Below are 19,422 nucleotides of genomic sequence, written 5' to 3'. Positions count from 1 at the left end.
AATATTTTAAAATGTAAAGTAGGTATGACAGCTGTCTTGGTTCAGTTTCGTTCTCCCTTTGTTCGGGCAAACCCCCATCCAAAAAATAGACCCCGAACCGTAGCTGAACAAAACCCGAACAAAACCCAAACAAAACTTGAACAAAATGCTAGAGGACGCTACATGAAGGGCAAGCGCCAAAAAGGGCTTAAATGAATTCGTTTTTTATGAATTTATGGACTTGTGCAAGGGCTACCGGTGTTACCTGCTGGCTTTTCTCAATTCAGTTTCTTAAGCTCGTTGTCAATTTGCAAATGTATTTGTTTTAATTCTTGGATATACTTGTCCGTATCTTCTTCAATTGCCTTTCTGAATAATTCAAACGCTTGTATTCTAAGTTCTGAATATTTTAGTAAAATTTCGTTTTGTTTAATTAATTCGGAAGGTAAATCTTCGAATCTATTTGTTTTATTAATTATCTCAATATTTTCTTTCCATTTAGGAATCGTTTTTTCGTCTAATTCTTTAAGTAAAGAATATTTATTTCCTGTATTTAAATTATTGTAAAAGACTAAAGTTTCAGTTTCGTTTTTTGAAAATTCAGCAAATTCTTTATTATACTTTTCATATACTTCGTTGTCTGTAGAGAGAAAAGTATAACCAAATATTCCAATTCCGATTATTACAAGTGAAATCAGTCCAATTCCTGCCGCTTTCCATCCAGAAAAGAATGAATTTCCGTATTCTTTATGAGCTTTAAGTGAGTCACCTTGAGTCCATTCGACAATTACCCAAATGATACCAGTATAAATAAGTGGGATTAATTGTCTTGGAATTTTGTCAATAATCTTTTCGGGAAACATAAACAATCCGCCAAATAGTATAATTGTAGTTATAATTCCAATTATTAAAGATTTTCTTCCTTCATCAGGTTTGTTTAGTGCTTTAAAATTTTCGCTTATTAAATATCCAGCGGCTAAAGGTCCTCCCAAAAATGTTGCTCCGCTAATTGCTTTAGATGAATAAAGCTTGATGTTTTTTGAAGTATTTTCTACTTGATTAATTGTTTCTGTCATTTTTTCAGCTTGCAGGTAACAATTGTATAACCACAACAAACAGCTATACAATTGTAGTTATATCGTTTATGTATGCAATATATTACTTTTTAATAAGCTATTAAATAAAAGAACTTAGTCTAAAATGTTGTTTCTTATATATGCTTACTTTTTCTTTAATATTACTACGAAGTCACTGACTTCAAGAGCTGGTCTAACGGGCTAACAACTGGTTCAGTCAACAGGGCGTTCATGTTGGGTCGTACCGACCACACGAACGCTAGTTATTCTAGTTATTGTATGCCGTTTTTTAATTCAATTCGTTTTACCAATACATAGATTAACCAGCCGAAAGATAGAATAAATATAGCCCTTTGAAAAATTCCCGTGAATTCCAAGATGTCGAACATAATAATTGAAAAAAGAGTATCGATAATGGCTACCACAATCGCTATGATAATATTGGTTCGATCTCTTATTATAAAAGCCATGGCTATGGCAAAAAAGGTAAAAGAAAAACCAGTAATCTTTGCAAGATAAGAATGTACTTTGTCTTCCTCAATATTATATGGGATTGAATTTTCTATTGGCGCATGGCTATAGAAAGCAGTTAGAACTAATACTGTTCCAAAGATTAAAATCAGTATTCTATGCAAGAAATAACCTGATAGGTAATTCCAACTAGCTAGTATGCTACCCAAACCAAGAAAAATAAAAACCATATTCATTATCCAAGCATAAGGCATGTTCTGACCACCTAATTGGCTCGTTGTATGTTTCAAGAGGGAATAGGATTCAAGACTAAAAATCGGAAGAATAAATATCACGATCAGCATCAATGCGTAGGATCCAATCAATATGTAAAGTCCTTTTCTCATGATTCATTCTTTGTAATGGCATACAACACTCGTATAACCATAACAAACACCATCCCCATTGTAGTTATATCGTTTATGTATGCAGTATATTACTTTTTAATAAGCTATTAAATAAAAAAAACACGCCTTATTGCAAAATGTAGTTTCTTATATATGCTTATTACTTTAGCTTTAATATTGCTATGAAGTCATAGTCTTTAAAGAGCTGGTCTAACGGGCTAACAACCGGTTCAGTCAACAGGGCGTTCATGTTGGGTCGTACCGACCACACGAACGCTAGTTATTGTACACAGTTTTTATCTTCCATGATATTCCATATTAGGTAATTCCCCGTTGTTTTTTAAAAACCTATTAAACCAATTAATAACCTGTTTGTCAACTTCTTTCTCATGTTCAGATATTCCGTGATCTCCTCCTTCAAACATGATTAGCCTATATGGGATTCTATGTTTTTCAAATTCCAATGCTAAATTTAGACTTTGCTCTGGTTTTACACGCCAATCCGCATTTCCATGCAACATTAGTATTGGAACATCTTTAGGGAATTTATCTACCCATTTTATAGCTGACCTCTTCTCAATTTCAGTATCCTTACTATTGGCGTAATTTGGAATCAGTTCTGCCATAACGTTTGTCTCCATCTCGGGTCTATCTTCCATCATGCTTAGTGCATCTGATAATGCACCACCAACAACAACAGCTTTAATTTCATCCATTTTTGATAATGCGATGTACGTCATCATTCCACCACGACTCCAGCCATACATACCTATTCTTTCAGTATCTGTTCCTTGTATTTCTTTTAGGACCTGAGGTAGTATAATTATATCATTCACATCTTTTCCACCAAATTCTTCTTTTCCTTCACTTCCGCCATTTCCCCTATATTGACTTGCAATTACAACATATCCTTCTTTTGCTATTTGTCCAAGAGTTATGGCGCCATGATAAACTTTCAGCGAACCAAAATCTCTATTTCCTCCACGATTATATATCACACAGGGATAGTTGCCTGCCTTTTTAGGTTTAGCCATTAATCCTTTAATTTTTAATCCGTCACTTATGTAAGTGATTCCATAAACTTCTATACTGTCAAGATATTTAAATTCAGGTTTCCATTGTTCTTCAGATGCCGTAGAGTCTATTAAATAGGGATGTATTGGATATTTTGACCAATCTGTTATTAATTCCTTCTCTATTAAAAGATCAGAATTTTGTGCCTCTATGTTTAGGGTAAATAGAGCTAGGAATATTGATAATATATATCTCATAGTATGGTTTTTCTTAAAATTGTGTACAACGGTTTGGCTATGGTTTCGTTGCGTGAAAATCCGCGAGGATTTTCCGCCGTAAACCGAAGATAGCAAATTTGCGAGGACTTTCCGAAAGGAAAGTCAGAAGCAATGAACTATAGCTGGTGTTGTGCAACGTATTTTAATTATATATTTAAGTTTTGAGTCATACTATTCCTATTTTGAATAAACTTAGCTTTACTCTCATTAAAACATTTCTTTACTTCTTTTTTAAAGAGATAATAACTTTCAAGGTTAATAGGTTCATTTGACAGATATTTACCTTTAGTAAAATATTCGTAAAATCTTTTTTTTATAATATCCGTTGCATAGGATTTTATAGTTTCGATAGGTAAGTTCATTTCAGAAACTCTTTTTTTACAATACTGAAAGACTTCTGGTTTATATTCTTTACCAGATTCAATTACTTCAATTAATTTAATTGCATCTAATTCTCCGTAATATTTTTCTAAATCGACCATTTATTAGGTGTTGGGTATGTTGCACAACAATTGTATAACCACAACAAACAGCAGCACTATTGTGGTTATATCGTTTATATGTTTACGAAAATAATAAAAAACCACCTACAAAAAACATTTTTAAAATGTAAAGTAGGGGAAAGCTACATTGCCTATAACGTTAAAAAGTATTTGAAGTTTACCAAAAAACTACCAAAAAGCATTGCTAGGGCACTTGCTTTTTTATTTAAGAAAATAAATGAGCTTCAAAACGTAACAGGCTTCAATTTAAGCCAGCCAGAATTTAACTAAACTGCTTTGCTGAAAAATCAAAAAGCCCTTGAAAAGGGCCTAAATGTATTCGTTTTTTATGAATTTATGGACTTGTGCATTGGCTACCGGTGTTGTGGTTTGTATTTATTCAAATATTACAGGACGTACTTCTCTAAGAATAAATTTGCCGCATTTCAGGGGTTCAATAAAGATGAATCTATTTTTAGTTTCATCAAGTTCTGAATTTATTTTTAAGAACTCTCTTCTTGTTTTAATGACATCAATTTTTTTTATATAAGTTTCATCTACTACAGTATCATTGTCTTTATAAAAAGCAAACGTAAGTGAATCAAATGAATTAACCTTAATATCATCTCCATCAATTTTAGAGGGTGCATTATACTTTTTGATAATTTTATATTCGTCAATAATAGTATACCCTTGGAACTTGTTTTTTTTTGTTTCAACTTGTTTTCTTATAAGAGTGTCTTTTGTATCGATCAAAAAATATTGAGTTTTTGTTTTTTGAGAATAGCCATTAATGCAAATTAAATGAACTATTATAATTGTTAAAATTTTCATTATTCGCAAGTTTTATTTCCGTTTTGTTTTTCACTACTGATTGTATCTAAGACTTCTTGCTGTTCGCTTGGAGATAGTTCTTTCCATGCTTCAGTAAATATTTTATCTTGATTCCCATTTAAATCTTTAATTTCTGATAAACCTTCCCATGCTAGAGCATCATAAAACCCATCAGAATGTTGTCCATTGTCAAATTGTTTTAATCCTTCTGCGATTGTGCCTCTATAATATTCTGCCATTTGCTGATGATCCCAATTTTTTCCATAGTTTTTGTAAAAATCATAATATGTTTACGAATATAATAAAAAACCACCTACAAAAAACATTTTAAAATGTAAAGTAGGTATGACAGCAGCCTTGGTTCAGTTTCGTTCGCCCTTTGTTCGGGCAAACCCCCATCCAAAAAATAGACCCCCAAAACCGTAGCTGAGCAAAACCCGAACAAAACGCTATGGCACTTGCTTTTTTATTTAAGAAAATGAATGGGCTTCAAAACGTAACAGGCTTCAATTTAAGCCTGCCAGAATTTAACTAAACTGCTTTGCTAAAAAATCAAAAAGCCCTTGAAAAGGGCATAAATGAATTCGTTTTTTATGAATTTATGGACTTGTGCAAGGGCTACCGGTGTTACAGGCTGTACTTATTATTTGTCATAGAATCCAAAATTTCAATAATCTTTTCATTTTTTAGAATATACATTCCTAGTCTTTCATGAGATATTCCATTTTCTAATTTGTATTCATAAATGGGGATATTATCAACTAATTTTGAACCAAACAATTTAAATTGAATGTTTCTTAAATTCTTTACTTCCTCCGCTACTTCAGTAATGTGAGTTGAAATAAAGAAGGTGCTATTCGAAATATTGGCAAAAGATTTTATTATCAGCAAGGAACCATCAAAAGCATCCTTTACATTTGTACCTCTAAATAGTTCATCAAAAATTACAAAAAGTTTTTTCTTCTCTTTTATTTTCAATATTGTTTCTTTTATTCTATTGACCTCATTATAAAAATGACTATACCCTAAATTAATATCATCTGATAAGTTTATTGTAGTAACAATTCCATTATAAATAGTGGTAGTCATTTTTTTTGCTGGGATTGGAAATCCGATATGAGCTAAATAAACTAAAAGTCCAACTGATTTTAGAAATGTTGATTTCCCAGCCATGTTCGGGCCTGTCAAAAAGCACAAGTTAGAAGATTCATCAATTTCAATGGAATAAGGAACAGCATTATTTAATAACGGATGATAAAATTCTTCAATAGAAATAGATTGTGTTGTTAAATTTGAATAATTTGGTAAAGTGAGATTTTTTTGTTTCGCGACTTTTGCTATTGAAATAAATGCATCCAGATTGTAAACTAAATCAATAATTTTACCTAATTCATTTTTATATTTTTTACGAAATAGATTGTCTAATTTATTGAGCTTAGTATAAGTTATTTTTAGTCTTTTGTCGTATAAGTCTTTAAAATCTGGGTTTTCAATTAATTTCAAAATATTTTTCTGATATTCAGCAAGTTTTACAGGAATGCCTGATTTATTTAATGCTTCAATTTTTTCTTTAAGTTCAACTAGCAAATACACTAATTGCTGAACACCCGATTTTATAATATAATAATTATTGGTAGGAGTGATTCTATAAGATAGATTTTGCAAGAAAGCATCAAAAAAATTATTTCTTAGAGGAGCAATATTTAGTCTTTGATAATGCTCAATGAATTCTAACTGGCTTGAATTTATTTTTAACTCAAAATCTGTTTCCAATATAAACTGAATTAATTCGGTTCGTTGCCTTAATTCATTAATTTCAGTAATTGGATTTTTCATTAACTGATATAAAAAACTATTACCTCCATTTGTTTTTGTTTGATTATAAAAGTTTGAAATAGAATTAACAGAATTGCTATCAAGGAAAATTTCTAAGTCTTTTATTGTTTGTTTATCTAAATCAAATTCTATCATTTGTCGGTTTCTTGGTATTGCCTGTAACACCCATATAACCACAACAAACAGCAGCACCACCATTGTAGTTATATCGTTAATATGTTTACGAATATAATAAAAAACCACCTACAAAAAACATTTTAAAAGTGTAAAGTAGGTATGACATCAGTCTTGGTTTAGTTTCGTTAGCCCTTTGTTCGGACAAGCCCCCATCCAAAAAATAGACCCCCGAACCGTAGCTGAACAAAACCCGAACAAAACGCTAGGGCACTTGCTTTTTTATTTAAGAAAATAAATGGACTTCAAAACGTAATAAATTTCAATTTAAGCCTACCAGAATTTAACTAAACTGCTTTACTAAAAAATCAAAAAGCCCTTGAAAAGGGCTTAAATGAATTCGTTTTTTTATGAATTTATGGACTTGTGCAACGGCTACAGGTGTTACCCAACGTTTTTTACTTTAAGTTTTGCAATAGTTTTTTAGTCCGATTATTAAATAACTCAACAAAATCCTCAGTGTTTTTGTTTATTATACAACCTCCAGAGCAAATACTCAAGATTGTAATCTCCGTTTTATTTTTTAATTCAGTTTCCAGCAGTTGTTCAGGACATCCCGAATATCCGCCAACACTTTTAATTATTATTGGTTTATTTTCTATAAAATATGCGACTGCTAATTGATTTATTTGTTCCTCCAGCCATTTGATTTCGTAATCGGTTAATTTATCTTTTAATTCGTATGCATATTTTAATTTCCATATTGAATTCAAGTCAGTTTTTAAAAATTCATTCGAAGGTTTATTTTTTAAATCAATTTTAAAATTCTTTGGGGTATAGTTTAATAACTTTAAGTATTCTTTTTCAGATTCGGGAATTGAATCGTTTTTTTGAGCAGAACAAATTGTGCTTAAAACTAAAATCGATATGAATATTATACTTCTCAAATGTTGGGTAACACTCGTATAACCACAACAAACACTATCCCCATTGTAGTTATATCGTTAATATGTTTACGAATATAATAAAAAACCACCTACAAAAAACATTTTAAAAATGTAAAGTAGGTATGACAGCAGTTTTTTGCAATTGCTAAATCAGGAATACCATACAATGAGAACTTTGTTTCAAAAATGGGCTAAAAAGATTTGTTTTTTAGCTCAGTTCTTTGTTAGCAACTGCCTTTTAACTCCCCGCTATTCGATACCAATTATCTCCCAAATCCTCAATTATTTTTATCGAATGGTGGTCAACATTAAAATATTCAGTTCCTAATTCTCTGTCAGAATGAAGATATAAATATCCCCAAATATTATCTAAAAATCCGTCTACTACAAAAAGAGAGTAATCCTCAATCTTTTGGTAAGTCCTCAATTCCGATTCGTCAAGATATTTTCTGAAATTCTCAAAAACTTTTTCGTCTATGCTCTCATCTTTTAGGATTAACTTGTAGTAAGTTCCATATTCGTTATCATTTTCTTTTTCATTCATCCGAACTGAAATTCCATTTATTCTTTTAGTATAGCGTTGGCAATCATCTAACTCGAAAATCTTTCCATAACTTTCTATATCAGATATAAACTTTGTTGCAGTTACTTTGTCTAATTCAATGCTATGAGGTTCTGGAATTGCAGAAGCAAACATTAAACCAGGAAGAATTTTGATAGCGAATATCATCAATAATGCTATTCCAATTATTAATCCGATTAATCTTCCTTTACGTAATGTCATTTCAGGTTGTTGCTAACAATCGTATAACCACAACAAGCAGCAATTCAATTGTAGTTATACTGTTTATACATACAATATATTACTTTTTAATAAGCTATTAAATAAAAAAAAAAACACGCCTTATTGCAAAATGTAGTTTCTTATATATGCTTATTACTTTAGCTTTAATATTGCTATGAAGTCATAGTCTTTAAAGAGCTGGTCTAACGGGCTAACAACCGGTTCAGTCAACAGGGCGTTCATGTTGGGTCGTACTGACCACACGAATGCTAGTTATTGGCGGTAGTTATTTTCTTAATTATTAGTGAATCCAAGGCAGTTCTTAACTGTTCTAAACCAATATCGGTTGCAATTACTTTTCCTTTTTCATCGACTAAAACATTATGAGGTATTTCAAATATTCCATATTTATTAGCCAATTTTCCCAAAAAACCTCCAGTGTCTATAACATTTTCCCATTTTGGCTTTTCTGTTTCAATAGCCTTGAGCCAATCATTTTCTTTTTCATCTATAGAAACTCCAAGAATTATTACTCCGTTATCTCTAAAGTCATTGTTTATTTTTGCCAATTCTGGAAATTGTAATCGACAAGGTTTACACCAAGAAGCCCAAAAATCAATAAACAATATTTGCCCTCTAAAATCTTTTGTGCTAATTAATTTATTCTCATTATTCGGTAACGAAAAATCATAAATTGTATTACCAACTTTTATTTTATGTTCTGGAAAAGCTTTAGATTTAATAAATTTTATGGAATGAGGGTCTTGAAATTCAATGTTAAGTTTATTATATAATTCTCCTATTTGTTCTTTACTTAAAATAGTATCATTAGAAACTTCAGAAAGCAAATTTCCTGAATACATATGTTTAGGGTATAGTTCTATAATTATTTGTAATTTTTTATAAAGTTTGTTTTGCCAGTCTTTGTCAGAACTAAAATTTAGTTTGAAATCCTCAAAATCTTTTTCTATAACTGATGTTTTCGTTCCATAAATCTTATTTATTGTAATCCAGTCAATATTGTATTCTTTAATTTGTTTTTTTGAGATTGTTATTTCAGATTTTATTTTCGCATTTTCAATATAAAAATTCTTTTCATTTGCTGAAATGTAATTTGTGCTGTAAGACGCACTAATTGGGTAAGAAACCGTTCCAGTAAAAAAAGCCCTTCCATTTGAAATTATACAACTGTCTTTTTTTTCATTATAATTTAAATATAAATATCCTTTGTAACCTCCATTGACTTTCACATCAAGGCTAAATTCATTAGGGTTATTGTTTTTACAAGAGATTACTATAATTGCAAAAAACAGAATTTTAATATATTTCATTCGTTTTTTTAAATTCTGACTAATGTCAAATTTACAATAATTTTCCTATACAAAATTTTATTCGTTAGCTCAAGAAATTAACAGGTTTTTCTTGTGTGGGGAATTATTACCAACGGTTTTGTGCGTAGACTTTTTTAGTATTCTATTTCTACATTAATAGTTGAGGCTCCTTGAAGCTTATTCCATTCTCCTTGACTATTTCTTCTTGAGTATCCTTTTCCTTTGGTCAATATTGCTCCAATATATACCTCAAGTGGATTTTTAAAATCTGGAATGAATTCTACACCAATAAAAAAATCCTCTTCTAAATAAATATATTGTTTCGTTAAGTCAATTTGTAACCAACCAGATTCAATCTTTTTTTTCTGAACAATATTTTCAAAAATTATCTTTTCGTCAGGCTTATTGTCTACATTTTTGTAAAAATTAACTCTAACAAAACTGCTGTCTGATTTAAACCCACGTCTTAAATAGATATTAACATATTTTACTCTAACAGATTTATCACGGATATTTATCCTTTGAGCATTTTCAATAATGTCCATATCCTTAGAAATTGCACCAAGCCACAGTAATGGATTATAACTTTTGATTCCAATTTTCCTCTTTCTTTTCTTTTTATTTGAAACTATAACTTCGGATAGTTCATTTGTTTTAGGTTTGAGAAATATAGTGTGATTGTTAAAATTTTTGATTGGAATTTTAATGGGGTAATAACTAACGTGACTTATAGTTAGACTATCATTTGAAAAGTTCTTTGAAACGTTTAGGTTAAATTTTCCTTTTAGATTTGAAATTGTACCCTTGTTCTTATTTAATATCCCAATGTTTACAAATTCTATGGGTTCTTTAGTAACAGAATCAACTATTGAACCATTCATTTTGATGTTTTGTGTATATCCAAAAAGGGTTAGTAGAATTGTTAAAACTGTGAATAATATATTTCTCATAAAGGAGGTTTCATTTGTCAAACATAAATAACTATTCTTTTTAGATTGTTAATTATATTATAATTGGGAAATATTTAGGTTATTGAACTCTGGATATCATAACGTGATTGTGTCGAGTAGGAAAAGGGAGTTTCACCCTTCCCCTCTCACAGAACCGTACGTGATACTCTCGCATCATACGGCTCTTCTAATTTGATATACAAAGATAGCTCATCCTTTTTCAAGTTGGCAGACTGTACATCAAATTAGCTCATCCCTTTGCTCCATTTCCATTACAGAAACTTAATCACTACTACGGATGAGTCCGCCCCTGTATAATACTTCGGTATTCTGCCTCTAAGTTGAGCTTATTGCTCATTTCCCTTTACATTACTATACAGGTTCCCGAGTTCCGTAAATAAGCCCGAATAAAGGTCATGCCTCCTAAATGACGCCTGCCGCTTAGCCAGTAAACAGGTAACCGCTAAACTTATCATGTTTGTCATACCTCAAACACTTTTGACAGATTGTTGCACTTTCTCGACACTTCTTCAGAGGTTCATTTGCATTCATCTCCTTTATCCATACCTGACCAAACTCTTGGATTGGTCGTTTCCATAACGCTCAATACCTTGGCTCTTTACCAAAGCACCTTATGGTGGTTTGATGCTCTCCCCTGTAGGACAACACCGGTGGGTCGGCTCCACCATCTTATAAACAGTTGCGTAACGATTTTCAGCCGTTCGTTACTCTCGGCACACGTATGGAAAGTTGCGTGTTTGTGGGCGAGGATTTTCCGAAGGACACGAGCGAAGCGAACTGGCGCAAGCAAAATCAGAAGCTTGCAAATGAGCAACTAACATTGGTTTAGCTAAAACTAGCAATTTTTTATATACATCTTAAGTTTGATTTTTTATTAATTCCATTATTTCAGTTTGAACAATGAATGTCTTTTTGAAATCGTCCAAATTATTTGCTGTATTTTCCAAAATAACAAGGTTCAGTTTTGTCTGGGGATAATAATAGCAAGCCGAAACGAATCCTGGTGCATAGCCTAAAGCACCAATCTGAATGCTCTGTTCGCCATCTTTAAATAATAAGCCATATCCATAATCAATTGTGTCAAAAATTGGGTGAATTCGAGTGCTATATTTTGTTTTCATTAACTCCAACGTTTCTTTTTTGACCAGTTTCTCAGAGTAGAGTAATTGATTCCATTTTTTTAAGTCCTCAACATTTGAGATAAATGAACCAGCAGCAGCGTAATTCTCTAAGCTATGTTCTGTATATTCCAAAATTCCATTTTCACTTTCTTCGTATCCTTTAACAAGGTTTTTATATCCCTTATTATTGGGATGAGAGGTGTTTTTTAGTCCATATTGATTAAATAACTCTGTCGATAAGTCTTTAAAAGTCTTTCCCGTAACTTTTTGAAGAATTTGTGCAAGTAATTCATATCCCAATTGCGAGTAGTGGAATTGCGAACCTTGTTTAAATTCTAAAGGCTTGTCTAAATCCACGATTCCGTGAGTGTGAGTCAAAAGTTGGTGAATTGTTACGTCATTTGTCCATGGTTGATTGATTTCTGTCAGATAATTACCAATCTTGTCATTTAATCCAACTTTACCTTTCTCGTATTCTCTCAAAATCAAAACAGCAGTAATTTGTTTACTTATTGAGCCAATGACGAACTGGTCATTTATATTAATCCTTACTTTATTTTCTAAATCCGAAAATCCAAACGATTTTGAATAAATGTCAATTGAATCGGTTGAAAGAGAAACAACTCCGTTAAATTTATTTTCGCTAATTATAGAGTCGATTTTTGTGGACAATTCAAAAAAGTTTTCCTGTTTTTCTTTTCCATTTGTTTGGCAAGAAGTTAAAAGGACAAAAGTCAAAATTATTAAACTGATTTTCATTAATTGTACTGTTTTTTTTATGACGCCCAACACTCGTATAACCACAACAAACAGTTATACCATTGTAGTTATATCGTTTATATGTTTACGAATATAATAAAAAACCACCTACAAAAAACATTTTAAAAATGTAAAGTAGGTATGACAGCAGCCTCGGTTTAGTTTCGTTCGCCCTTTGTTTGGACAAACCCTCATCCAAAAAATAGACCCCCGAACCGTAGCTGAACAAAACGCTATGGCACTTGCTTTTTTATTTAAGAAAATGAATGGGCTTCAAAACGTAACAAGCTTCAATTTAAGCCTGCCAGAATTTAACTAAAATGCTTTGCTAAAAAATCAAAAAGCCCTTGAAAAGGGCTTAAATGTATTCGTTTTTTATGAATTTATGGACTTGTGCAACGGCTACCGGTGTTAGCACACGTATTTTAATTTTCAAAAAAAGTTCATTTTTTTATTTGGAACATTCGTTCTATTATTGTTATTTTGTAAACGGAATGAACGTTCCGGTATTTAAAAACATATAAAAATTAAAGAAATGAGTAAATTAAATGGAAAAATTGCTGTAGTTACAGGAGGTAATAGCGGTATTGGTTATGCATCCGCCAAAGAATTAAAGAGTCAAGGTGCAACTGTTATAATTACAGGAAGAAATTCGGAAAAAGTACAAGCTGCAGCAACAGAGCTTGATGTAAAGGGATTTGTGGCAGATGTTGAGAGTATTTCAGCAATTGAAAGTTTAGTAGACCAAGTGAGAAATGAATTTGGTAATGTAGATATCTTATTTGTAAATGCTGGTATTTTTCAGCCTGCTCCAGTTGGACAAATAAGCGAAGAGATGTTCGACCACCAAATGGGCATTAATTTTAAAGGTGCAGTATTTACTACTGAAAAGTTTCTTCCAATCTTAAATGATGGTGCATCCATTATTAATTTATCATCCGTAAATGCTTATACAGGAATGCCTAATACAGCGGTATATGCTGCGTCAAAAGCTGCATTAAATTCATATACCCGAACTGCTGCTACAGAGTTGGCTTCAAGGAAAATTAGAATCAATTCTGTAAATCCTGGTCCAGTTGCTACTCCAATTTTTGAAAAAACAGGAATGGAAGAAGAACAATTGAATGGCTTTGCACAAGCAATGCAAAATCGTATACCACTTAAACGATTTGGACAGCCTGAAGATATCGCCAAATTGGTTTCTTTTTTAGCTTCAGATGATGCTTCATTCATAACGGGAAGTGAATACAACATAGATGGTGGTATAAATATTAATCCACTTTTAAGTTAATTTTTTTTTGAATATATTTGGAACGATAGTTCCGATAAATTACTTTTGTGGAAGCGCTTAGCGCTTCCACATCTTTTTATATGCCAAGAGTAAAAACATTTGACGAAAACGAAGTCCTAATTAAAGCAATGAATTTGTTTTGGAAACAAGGCTATTCTGCTACATCTGTTCAAGATTTAGTTAGCCATTTAGGTATTAACAGAGCAAGTCTATACGATACTTTCGGTGATAAAGAACAGTTATTTAAAAAGTCTTTTGCATTGTACAGAAAGTCAAGTATTGAAGGATTAATTCAGTTTTTTAAAACACGTCCAAATGTTAAGAATGGATTTTCAGAGTTATTCGATATTGCTATACAAGAAGCAATCCTTGATAAGGAAGCAAAAGGTTGTTTTGTTGTAAATACTACAACTGAACTTATTCCAAATGATGAAAGTTTGATTCAAGTTGTTGAGGATAACAAGCGTGATATTGAGAACCTTTTTTACGAATACTTAAAAAACGGAAAAGATAACGGTCAATTAAAAACTAATCAAGATTTAAGGTCATTGTCATCTTTACTTTTTATGCTTTACAATGGAATAAAGGTTGTGTCAAAGATAAATCCGCAAAAGAAAAAATTGAAAGGTTCTATCGATTTAGCCTTGTCTTTGTTGAGTTGATCAAATGTGTGCTAACACTCGTATAACCACAACAAACAGCAACACCATTGTAGTTATATCATTAATATGTTTACGGATATAATAAAAAACCACCTACAAAAAACATTTTAAAAATGTAAAGTAGGTATGACAGCAGCCTCGGTTTAGTTTCGTTCGCCCTTTGTTCGGACAAACCCCCATCTAAAAAATAGACCCCCGAACCGTAGCTGAACAAAACCCGAACAAAACTCGAACAAAACACCTCTATTTTTGGGCAGGTGTGTCAATGTGTGTCAATATGTGTCACGGGTTTGTTTGTTAGTGTATGACTGTCCTCTCGGGTTCTGGTTGTTAGACTTCTTAGAATGTTAGACTTTTTAGATTTTTAGATTGGGGATAGGTCTAGAGAAAAGGGGAATCGTCAATCATAAATCGTAAATCACCTGACACTTAATAACATTGAACCATAGCCATGGATTGAAATATAGCAGATGTATGGTGGTGAAAAAGGCACATAAAAGAGCCAAAGGATAAAACTTAAGCAGTCTCTTCGAGTAATTTTTTAATTTTATCAAAGTTAATTTCTTCAAACTTTTTTATCACTAAATCGGCTTTACTATAATCTTGGTTTTTTGAGTGAAAACTATCATAACCAATACAAAACACACCAGCACCTTTAGCTGCTTCAATACCATTGGTCGAATCTTCAATGACAATGCATTCATCAGCTTTAAAACCAGAAGCTTTAACAGCATTAATGAAAATTTCGGGGTGTGGTTTCGATTGTTTTAAATCGGCGCCACTCAATTTTGCAACGAAATATTGATTTAAATCAAACCGATTAAAAATACGCTCAATACTCGGCATGGTGGCAGACGATCCTAAAACCAAGGTGGTGCCATGATGGTGTAAATCTTTTATTAAATCCAAAACACCTTCAATTAAATCGAAATCGGTACTGTTATTAAAAACATAATCAAAATGCTTTCTTTTTAACGACACTAAGTACTCAGGGGTTTCTTTTAAATTAAAACATTCACAGACTTGTTTGCAAACGTTAATAGTCGATTTTCCCGTAAAAGTTTCATACAATGAGTCGGATACTTTAACATTCACATCCTTAAACATACTGTGGTAAGCATAATGGTGTAGAGGTTCGCTTTCAATAATAACCCCGTCCATATCAAAAATAACAGCTTTTAGCATTTCAATTTTTTTTTTGCGAAGATAAAAGAATAGAAAACAATAGCCTAAAATCTGGTTCTTGGGTTTCAGGGCAAATTCATACTTTAATAGAAAGGAAAGCCACGAATTCATAAATTTTTCTATTTTTTGGTAAAACAAAAAGGATTATCACGAATAAAAAATCTATAGATTTTTTATTCGTGATAATAATATTTTTACATAACGCTAAGTCTTATTCGTGTATTCGTAGCTAATTAATTCTCAAATAAAAGCATGAGTTTGCCCTGCAATGCATTAGGCTATACTTTTGGATATTGGATTAGTAGAGCCTTAGGGGTTGGATAAAGACTCATGCAGAACCGTAGCTTTAGAGGTTGGCTTGCAGAATGGCGGTATGGCATCAGGATTAGCTGGCTCTATGGGAAAACTGACAACGGTTGGTTTAGCAGTAGCCGTTTTCAGCCCTTGGAAGAACATCTCGGGCTCATTATTGGGAAATTATTGGAGGAAAAAAGAAGAAGAAGAAATAGTTTCTAAAGATAAAATATCATAAAGCTCATTTGGGATTACCCTATTAAGGTCGGACTTCTATTCCTAAGTTAATATTTCAAATGTGAAATATGCCCGGTTTCAATTTTAAAATAGAAGTGCATGAGTAATCCCTAGCCAATTTTAATACTATTCAAATATTGTGTAAATTATGCCATTTAATCTTTGTAATTACTGTAAAATAAAAGATTAAATGGCATTAGAAACCCCAAAACCAATTTCAATGATGACAAAAGGACGATTAGAAGCATTTACCGATGGCGTTTTAGCAATTATTATAACCATTATGGTATTAGAATTAAAGGTGCCCCATGGTGGAACTTTTGAAGATTTAAAGCCCTTACTGCCTGTATTTGGAAGCTATATTCTTAGTTTTATTTACATTGCCATTTATTGGAATAACCACCACCACATGATGCAAACCGTTAAGCATGTAACGGGCAAAATTTTATGGGCAAATATGCATTTGTTATTCTGGTTATCATTAATTCCATTTGTCTCTGGTTGGATGGGAGAAAACCATTTCACAACAGCAGGTGTGTTTTTGTATGGCATCGTTTTATTGGGTGCAGCAATAGCTTATTTTGTATTACAATTTTTAATCATCAAAAGTCATGGCAAAGATTCTATTCTGTCTAAAGCCTTAGGAAAAGATTTAAAAGGGAAAGCATCTCCAATACTTTATATTATAGGTATTATTTCGGCATTTTTTTATGTTTGGATCAGTGGTTTTATGTTTGTTTTTGTAGCTATTATATGGTTAATACCAGATAAGCGTATTGAAAACAAACTTAAAGAGGAACGTTTTAAAAACAGCTTATAGTTTTTTTCTTAAGTCGGTTTTAATAAAAATGCCCACTTGTAATCTGTGTAAGTTTAGTCCGTTTATCTTATGGTTTAAATAGCCCAATTGGATGTTATTGGCTTTGGATATATTTAAACCCACGGCAGCGTAAAGTCTATTTTCTCTAGCTGTGGATTTTTTTAGGTTGGCAAAAAATTCGTTGCTAACATTTAAAAAAAAGTCTTCTGTTAAGGGTATTTTTGAACCTAAGCAATAGCGCAACCGGTGTTTTGTATCCAATTTATGCTTATAATTCAAAAAACGGTGTTCTATTCTTAATCTATGGGAAATAGGTAATTTACTAAGTTTATGTTTATAGCTTAATTGTTCGTAAATTCTATTTTCATAGAGGTGCGGAAAACCAATATCCGCATAAGTTTTATCAATATCCAAATACCCATAAGTTACGGTGAAAATAGTGTTTTTGCTTATTTTGTAATTTATTCCCGTGTAAACAAATAACAGGTTTATATTATCAAAAACCTCGTAGGATCTTAGTTGTACACCTGTTTTAATGCCAATTTTATTAGATATTGCGTGGGTTGCATCAAGCATGTACCAAGCACCCAAAGAGCTTTCAGGAGTTTTTTGTGCGTGGCATAAGGGCATAGCAAATGCTAGAGCTATAAAAGCTATAATCGTTTTCATTTTTAAATATTTAAATTTTTTACCATTTAAGCTTTGAAATGACCGTAATAAAACACCCTTTTTTCCTTTCTACTTCATAATAAAATGCAACCGTAGCTAAGGCTATGCTTGAATTTTATTTTTTGTATAAAGAAAAAAATCATTCTTTTATTTTACAGTAATTTCAAAGATTAAATGGCATTAGTAAGATAAAAGGAGCTCAAACTGAGCTCCTTTTACGGCTAATAAGTACCTGTTAAATGTGTTCTTCTAAATGATGGTGTTCATCAATTAGTGGCCCACCTTCTATAATTTGTTGAGATGCTTGATGTGCAAATTTCTCGAAGTTTAAGTGGAATGAATGAGCTAATTGAATAGCTTTTCCAATGTATGCGCCTTTTTGTAACCACGTATTCATAGGATCTAACATTTCTGTTGGAACTCCAGGACAATATTTAGGCATAAATAAGCCAAAGATGGGATTTTGTTCATAATCTACATGATCTAGTTCACCATTAAGTATGGCAGTAATCATAGTTCTGGTATATTTTAATTTGATACGGGAACCTACACCATAAGGGCCTGCGCTCCAGCCTGTGTTAATCAACCATACATTAACACCTGCTTCTTGCATTTTTTTGCTTAACATTTCACCATAAACCGTAGGGTGCAAAGGCATAAAAGGTTCTCCAAAACAAGCAGAGAACGATGGAACAGGTTCGGTAATACCAGCTTCTGTACCAGCTACTTTTGCGGTGTAGCCAGAAATAAAATGGTAGGCAGCTTGACCAGGAGTTAGTTTAGAAACTGGTGGCAATACTCCAAAAGCATCGCATGTTAGGAAAAATATGTTTTTTGGGTTATTGGCATACAAGGTTTCCTGTATGTTGTCTATATGGTAAATAGGGTAGCTTACACGCGTGTTTTGGGTAATGCTACTATCCATATAATCGACTTCACCGTTATCTTTAAGTACCACGTTTTCAAGTAGAGCTCCAGGTCTAATGGCTCTAAAAATATCTGGTTCTTTTTCTTCGGTTAAATCAATAACTTTAGCATAACAACCACCTTCAAAGTTAAAAATGGTGTTATCGGCGGTCCATCCATGTTCGTCATCGCCAATGAGCTTTCTTTCGGGATCGGCAGATAGTGTTGTTTTTCCTGTGCCCGATAAACCAAAGAAAATAGCTGTATCGCCTTTTTTGCCCACGTTTGCAGAGCAGTGCATAGGGAGTACGTTTCTTTCAACAGGTAAAATTAAGTTTAATGCAGAAAAAATACCTTTTTTTATTTCGCCGGTATAGGCAGAGCCTCCTATTAAAGCAATTTTATCGGTAAAGTTTATAATAGAGAAATTGCCTTGGCGAATACCAAAACCGGCTGGGTCTGGACAAACGTAACCCGGTGCGCAAAGTACCAACCAATCTTCTTTAAAATTTTCTAGCTCTTTTTTGCTAGGTCTTAAAAACATATTATAAGCAAATAGGTTAGACCAAGGAAGCTCAGTAATGGTTCTTATGTTTGTTCTAAATTCTGGTTCGGCACATACATAACCATCTCTGGCATAAAGTTCTTTCCCAGAAAGGTATTTAATCACTTCATTTTTTAGTTTTTTAAAGTTTTCTGGTGACACAGGTTTATTTGTTTTACCCCACCAAACTTTTTTGTCGGTGTAATCGTCTTTTACAATAAAGCGATCTTGGGGAGAACGTCCTGTAAATTTACCTGTATTAATAGCTAAAGTACCGTTTGCAGTTTCTTTACCCATGTTTTTTTTAACTGTAATTTGTTGAAGTTCTTCGGGTTGTAAGTTCCAATGTACGGTTACGTTTTTTAAACCATAGCTTTCCAAGCTTTTTTGTGGTTTAAGTGTTGTTGCATCATTCATTTTTTCAATTTTAA

The 19,422-nt window shown here is 32.3% G+C and carries 19 protein-coding genes; 4 read left to right on the top strand and 15 right to left on the bottom strand.

What is annotated here, in order from left to right; all coding sequences use genetic code 11:
* Positions 1 to 257 precede the first annotated feature (257 nt).
* The 12 genes from ACGLWY_RS17195 to ACGLWY_RS17140 all read right to left on the bottom strand — a co-directional run bounded on the left by ACGLWY_RS17195 (position 258) and on the right by ACGLWY_RS17140 (position 12,383).
* Entirely contained in the window at positions 258 to 1,055 is a 798-nt protein-coding gene (locus ACGLWY_RS17195; protein ID WP_396620908.1) for a hypothetical protein, read from the bottom strand.
* Positions 1,056 to 1,327: 272 nt separating this feature from the next.
* Positions 1,328 to 1,870 carry a DUF998 domain-containing protein gene (locus ACGLWY_RS17190; RefSeq protein WP_396620934.1) on the bottom strand — a complete coding sequence of 181 codons (543 nt, stop codon included), beginning with the start codon at positions 1,868 to 1,870 and terminating at the stop codon, positions 1,328 to 1,330.
* Positions 1,871 to 2,208: 338 nt separating this feature from the next.
* Positions 2,209 to 3,183, bottom strand: coding sequence for an alpha/beta hydrolase family protein (locus tag ACGLWY_RS17185; RefSeq protein ID WP_396620907.1), 975 nt, complete (start codon positions 3,181 to 3,183; stop codon positions 2,209 to 2,211).
* A 167-nt stretch (positions 3,184 to 3,350) separates the two neighbouring features.
* Positions 3,351 to 3,686: a hypothetical protein gene (locus tag ACGLWY_RS17180; protein WP_396620906.1), complete on the bottom strand. Its 336-nt coding sequence runs from the start codon at positions 3,684 to 3,686 to the stop codon at positions 3,351 to 3,353.
* A 396-nt stretch (positions 3,687 to 4,082) separates the two neighbouring features.
* Positions 4,083 to 4,520, bottom strand: coding sequence for a hypothetical protein (locus ACGLWY_RS17175; protein WP_396620905.1), 438 nt, complete (start codon positions 4,518 to 4,520; stop codon positions 4,083 to 4,085).
* Positions 4,520 to 4,759 (bottom strand): hypothetical protein, encoded by a 240-nt coding sequence (locus ACGLWY_RS17170; RefSeq protein WP_396620904.1) that lies wholly within the window; start codon positions 4,757 to 4,759, stop codon positions 4,520 to 4,522. Before ACGLWY_RS17170 ends, ACGLWY_RS17175 begins: the two co-directional genes overlap by 1 nt.
* Before the next feature lie 388 nt (positions 4,760 to 5,147).
* Positions 5,148 to 6,491: a hypothetical protein gene (locus tag ACGLWY_RS17165; RefSeq protein ID WP_396620903.1), complete on the bottom strand. Its 1,344-nt coding sequence runs from the start codon at positions 6,489 to 6,491 to the stop codon at positions 5,148 to 5,150.
* Positions 6,492 to 6,928: 437 nt separating this feature from the next.
* Entirely contained in the window at positions 6,929 to 7,417 is a 489-nt protein-coding gene (locus ACGLWY_RS17160; RefSeq protein WP_396620902.1) for a hypothetical protein, read from the bottom strand.
* 238 nt (positions 7,418 to 7,655) lie between these two features.
* Positions 7,656 to 8,201 (bottom strand): hypothetical protein, encoded by a 546-nt coding sequence (locus ACGLWY_RS17155; protein ID WP_396620901.1) that lies wholly within the window; start codon positions 8,199 to 8,201, stop codon positions 7,656 to 7,658.
* A 269-nt stretch (positions 8,202 to 8,470) separates the two neighbouring features.
* The gene (locus tag ACGLWY_RS17150; RefSeq protein WP_396620900.1) at positions 8,471 to 9,532 is read right to left on the bottom strand and encodes a redoxin domain-containing protein; all 1,062 of its coding nucleotides are present in this window, start codon (positions 9,530 to 9,532) and stop codon (positions 8,471 to 8,473) included.
* A 134-nt stretch (positions 9,533 to 9,666) separates the two neighbouring features.
* Positions 9,667 to 10,482: a carboxypeptidase-like regulatory domain-containing protein gene (locus ACGLWY_RS17145; protein WP_396620899.1), complete on the bottom strand. Its 816-nt coding sequence runs from the start codon at positions 10,480 to 10,482 to the stop codon at positions 9,667 to 9,669.
* Between the two features lie 878 nt (positions 10,483 to 11,360).
* On the bottom strand, positions 11,361 to 12,383 hold the full coding sequence (locus ACGLWY_RS17140; protein ID WP_396620898.1) for a serine hydrolase domain-containing protein: 1,023 nt from the start codon (positions 12,381 to 12,383) through the stop codon (positions 11,361 to 11,363).
* A 535-nt stretch (positions 12,384 to 12,918) separates the two neighbouring features.
* Here ACGLWY_RS17140 and ACGLWY_RS17135 point away from each other — a divergent pair.
* Together ACGLWY_RS17135 and ACGLWY_RS17130 are read left to right on the top strand one after the other, a co-directional pair.
* Positions 12,919 to 13,674, top strand: a complete 756-nt coding sequence (locus ACGLWY_RS17135) for an SDR family NAD(P)-dependent oxidoreductase (protein ID WP_396620897.1) — start codon at positions 12,919 to 12,921, stop codon at positions 13,672 to 13,674.
* Between the two features lie 80 nt (positions 13,675 to 13,754).
* The gene (locus ACGLWY_RS17130) at positions 13,755 to 14,336 is read left to right on the top strand and encodes a TetR/AcrR family transcriptional regulator (RefSeq protein ID WP_396620896.1); all 582 of its coding nucleotides are present in this window, start codon (positions 13,755 to 13,757) and stop codon (positions 14,334 to 14,336) included.
* A 516-nt stretch (positions 14,337 to 14,852) separates the two neighbouring features.
* Here ACGLWY_RS17130 and ACGLWY_RS17125 read toward each other — a convergent pair.
* Positions 14,853 to 15,521, bottom strand: coding sequence for an HAD family hydrolase (locus ACGLWY_RS17125; protein ID WP_396620895.1), 669 nt, complete (start codon positions 15,519 to 15,521; stop codon positions 14,853 to 14,855).
* A gap of 316 nt (positions 15,522 to 15,837) precedes the next feature.
* Between ACGLWY_RS17125 and ACGLWY_RS17120 the strand changes: the two genes are divergently transcribed.
* Both ACGLWY_RS17120 and ACGLWY_RS17115 read left to right on the top strand, forming a co-directional pair.
* Positions 15,838 to 16,053, top strand: a complete 216-nt coding sequence (locus tag ACGLWY_RS17120; RefSeq protein WP_396620894.1) for a hypothetical protein — start codon at positions 15,838 to 15,840, stop codon at positions 16,051 to 16,053.
* A 189-nt stretch (positions 16,054 to 16,242) separates the two neighbouring features.
* Positions 16,243 to 16,872 (top strand): TMEM175 family protein, encoded by a 630-nt coding sequence (locus ACGLWY_RS17115; RefSeq protein ID WP_396620893.1) that lies wholly within the window; start codon positions 16,243 to 16,245, stop codon positions 16,870 to 16,872.
* On the opposite strand, the gene ACGLWY_RS17110 is transcribed toward ACGLWY_RS17115, so the two are convergent.
* Together ACGLWY_RS17110 and pckA are read right to left on the bottom strand one after the other, a co-directional pair.
* Positions 16,867 to 17,541 carry a DUF2490 domain-containing protein gene (locus ACGLWY_RS17110; protein ID WP_396620892.1) on the bottom strand — a complete coding sequence of 225 codons (675 nt, stop codon included), beginning with the start codon at positions 17,539 to 17,541 and terminating at the stop codon, positions 16,867 to 16,869. The two genes, ACGLWY_RS17115 and ACGLWY_RS17110, sit on opposite strands and share 6 nt — an antisense overlap.
* A gap of 235 nt (positions 17,542 to 17,776) precedes the next feature.
* Positions 17,777 to 19,408: a phosphoenolpyruvate carboxykinase (ATP) gene (pckA, locus tag ACGLWY_RS17105; RefSeq protein WP_396620891.1), complete on the bottom strand. Its 1,632-nt coding sequence runs from the start codon at positions 19,406 to 19,408 to the stop codon at positions 17,777 to 17,779.
* Positions 19,409 to 19,422 lie beyond the last annotated feature (14 nt).

This window comes from Mariniflexile sp. HMF6888, assembly GCF_044335535.1.
Classification (GTDB): domain Bacteria; phylum Bacteroidota; class Bacteroidia; order Flavobacteriales; family Flavobacteriaceae; genus Mariniflexile.
This window is presented reverse-complemented; position numbering and strand designations above follow the sequence as displayed.

Bases quoted from the DNA above. Each gene is read 5' to 3' on its own strand.
- ACGLWY_RS17195 (WP_396620908.1), bottom strand. From the start codon at position 1,055: ATGACAGAAACAATTAATCAAGTAGAAAATACTTCAAAAAACATCAAG.
- ACGLWY_RS17190 (WP_396620934.1), bottom strand. From the start codon at position 1,870: ATGCTGATCGTGATATTTATTCTTCCGATTTTTAGTCTTGAATCCTAT.
- ACGLWY_RS17185 (WP_396620907.1), bottom strand. From the start codon at position 3,183: ATGAGATATATATTATCAATATTCCTAGCTCTATTTACCCTAAACATA.
- ACGLWY_RS17180 (WP_396620906.1), bottom strand. From the start codon at position 3,686: ATGGTCGATTTAGAAAAATATTACGGAGAATTAGATGCAATTAAATTA.
- ACGLWY_RS17175 (WP_396620905.1), bottom strand. From the start codon at position 4,520: ATGAAAATTTTAACAATTATAATAGTTCATTTAATTTGCATTAATGGC.
- ACGLWY_RS17170 (WP_396620904.1), bottom strand. From the start codon at position 4,759: ATGGCAGAATATTATAGAGGCACAATCGCAGAAGGATTAAAACAATTT.
- ACGLWY_RS17165 (WP_396620903.1), bottom strand. From the start codon at position 6,491: ATGATAGAATTTGATTTAGATAAACAAACAATAAAAGACTTAGAAATT.
- ACGLWY_RS17155 (WP_396620901.1), bottom strand. From the start codon at position 8,201: ATGACATTACGTAAAGGAAGATTAATCGGATTAATAATTGGAATAGCA.
- ACGLWY_RS17150 (WP_396620900.1), bottom strand. From the start codon at position 9,532: ATGAAATATATTAAAATTCTGTTTTTTGCAATTATAGTAATCTCTTGT.
- ACGLWY_RS17145 (WP_396620899.1), bottom strand. From the start codon at position 10,482: ATGAGAAATATATTATTCACAGTTTTAACAATTCTACTAACCCTTTTT.
- ACGLWY_RS17140 (WP_396620898.1), bottom strand. From the start codon at position 12,383: ATGAAAATCAGTTTAATAATTTTGACTTTTGTCCTTTTAACTTCTTGC.
- ACGLWY_RS17135 (WP_396620897.1), top strand. From the start codon at position 12,919: ATGAGTAAATTAAATGGAAAAATTGCTGTAGTTACAGGAGGTAATAGC.
- ACGLWY_RS17130 (WP_396620896.1), top strand. From the start codon at position 13,755: ATGCCAAGAGTAAAAACATTTGACGAAAACGAAGTCCTAATTAAAGCA.
- ACGLWY_RS17125 (WP_396620895.1), bottom strand. From the start codon at position 15,521: ATGCTAAAAGCTGTTATTTTTGATATGGACGGGGTTATTATTGAAAGC.
- ACGLWY_RS17115 (WP_396620893.1), top strand. From the start codon at position 16,243: ATGGCATTAGAAACCCCAAAACCAATTTCAATGATGACAAAAGGACGA.
- ACGLWY_RS17110 (WP_396620892.1), bottom strand. From the start codon at position 17,541: ATGAAAACGATTATAGCTTTTATAGCTCTAGCATTTGCTATGCCCTTA.
- pckA (WP_396620891.1), bottom strand. From the start codon at position 19,408: ATGAATGATGCAACAACACTTAAACCACAAAAAAGCTTGGAAAGCTAT.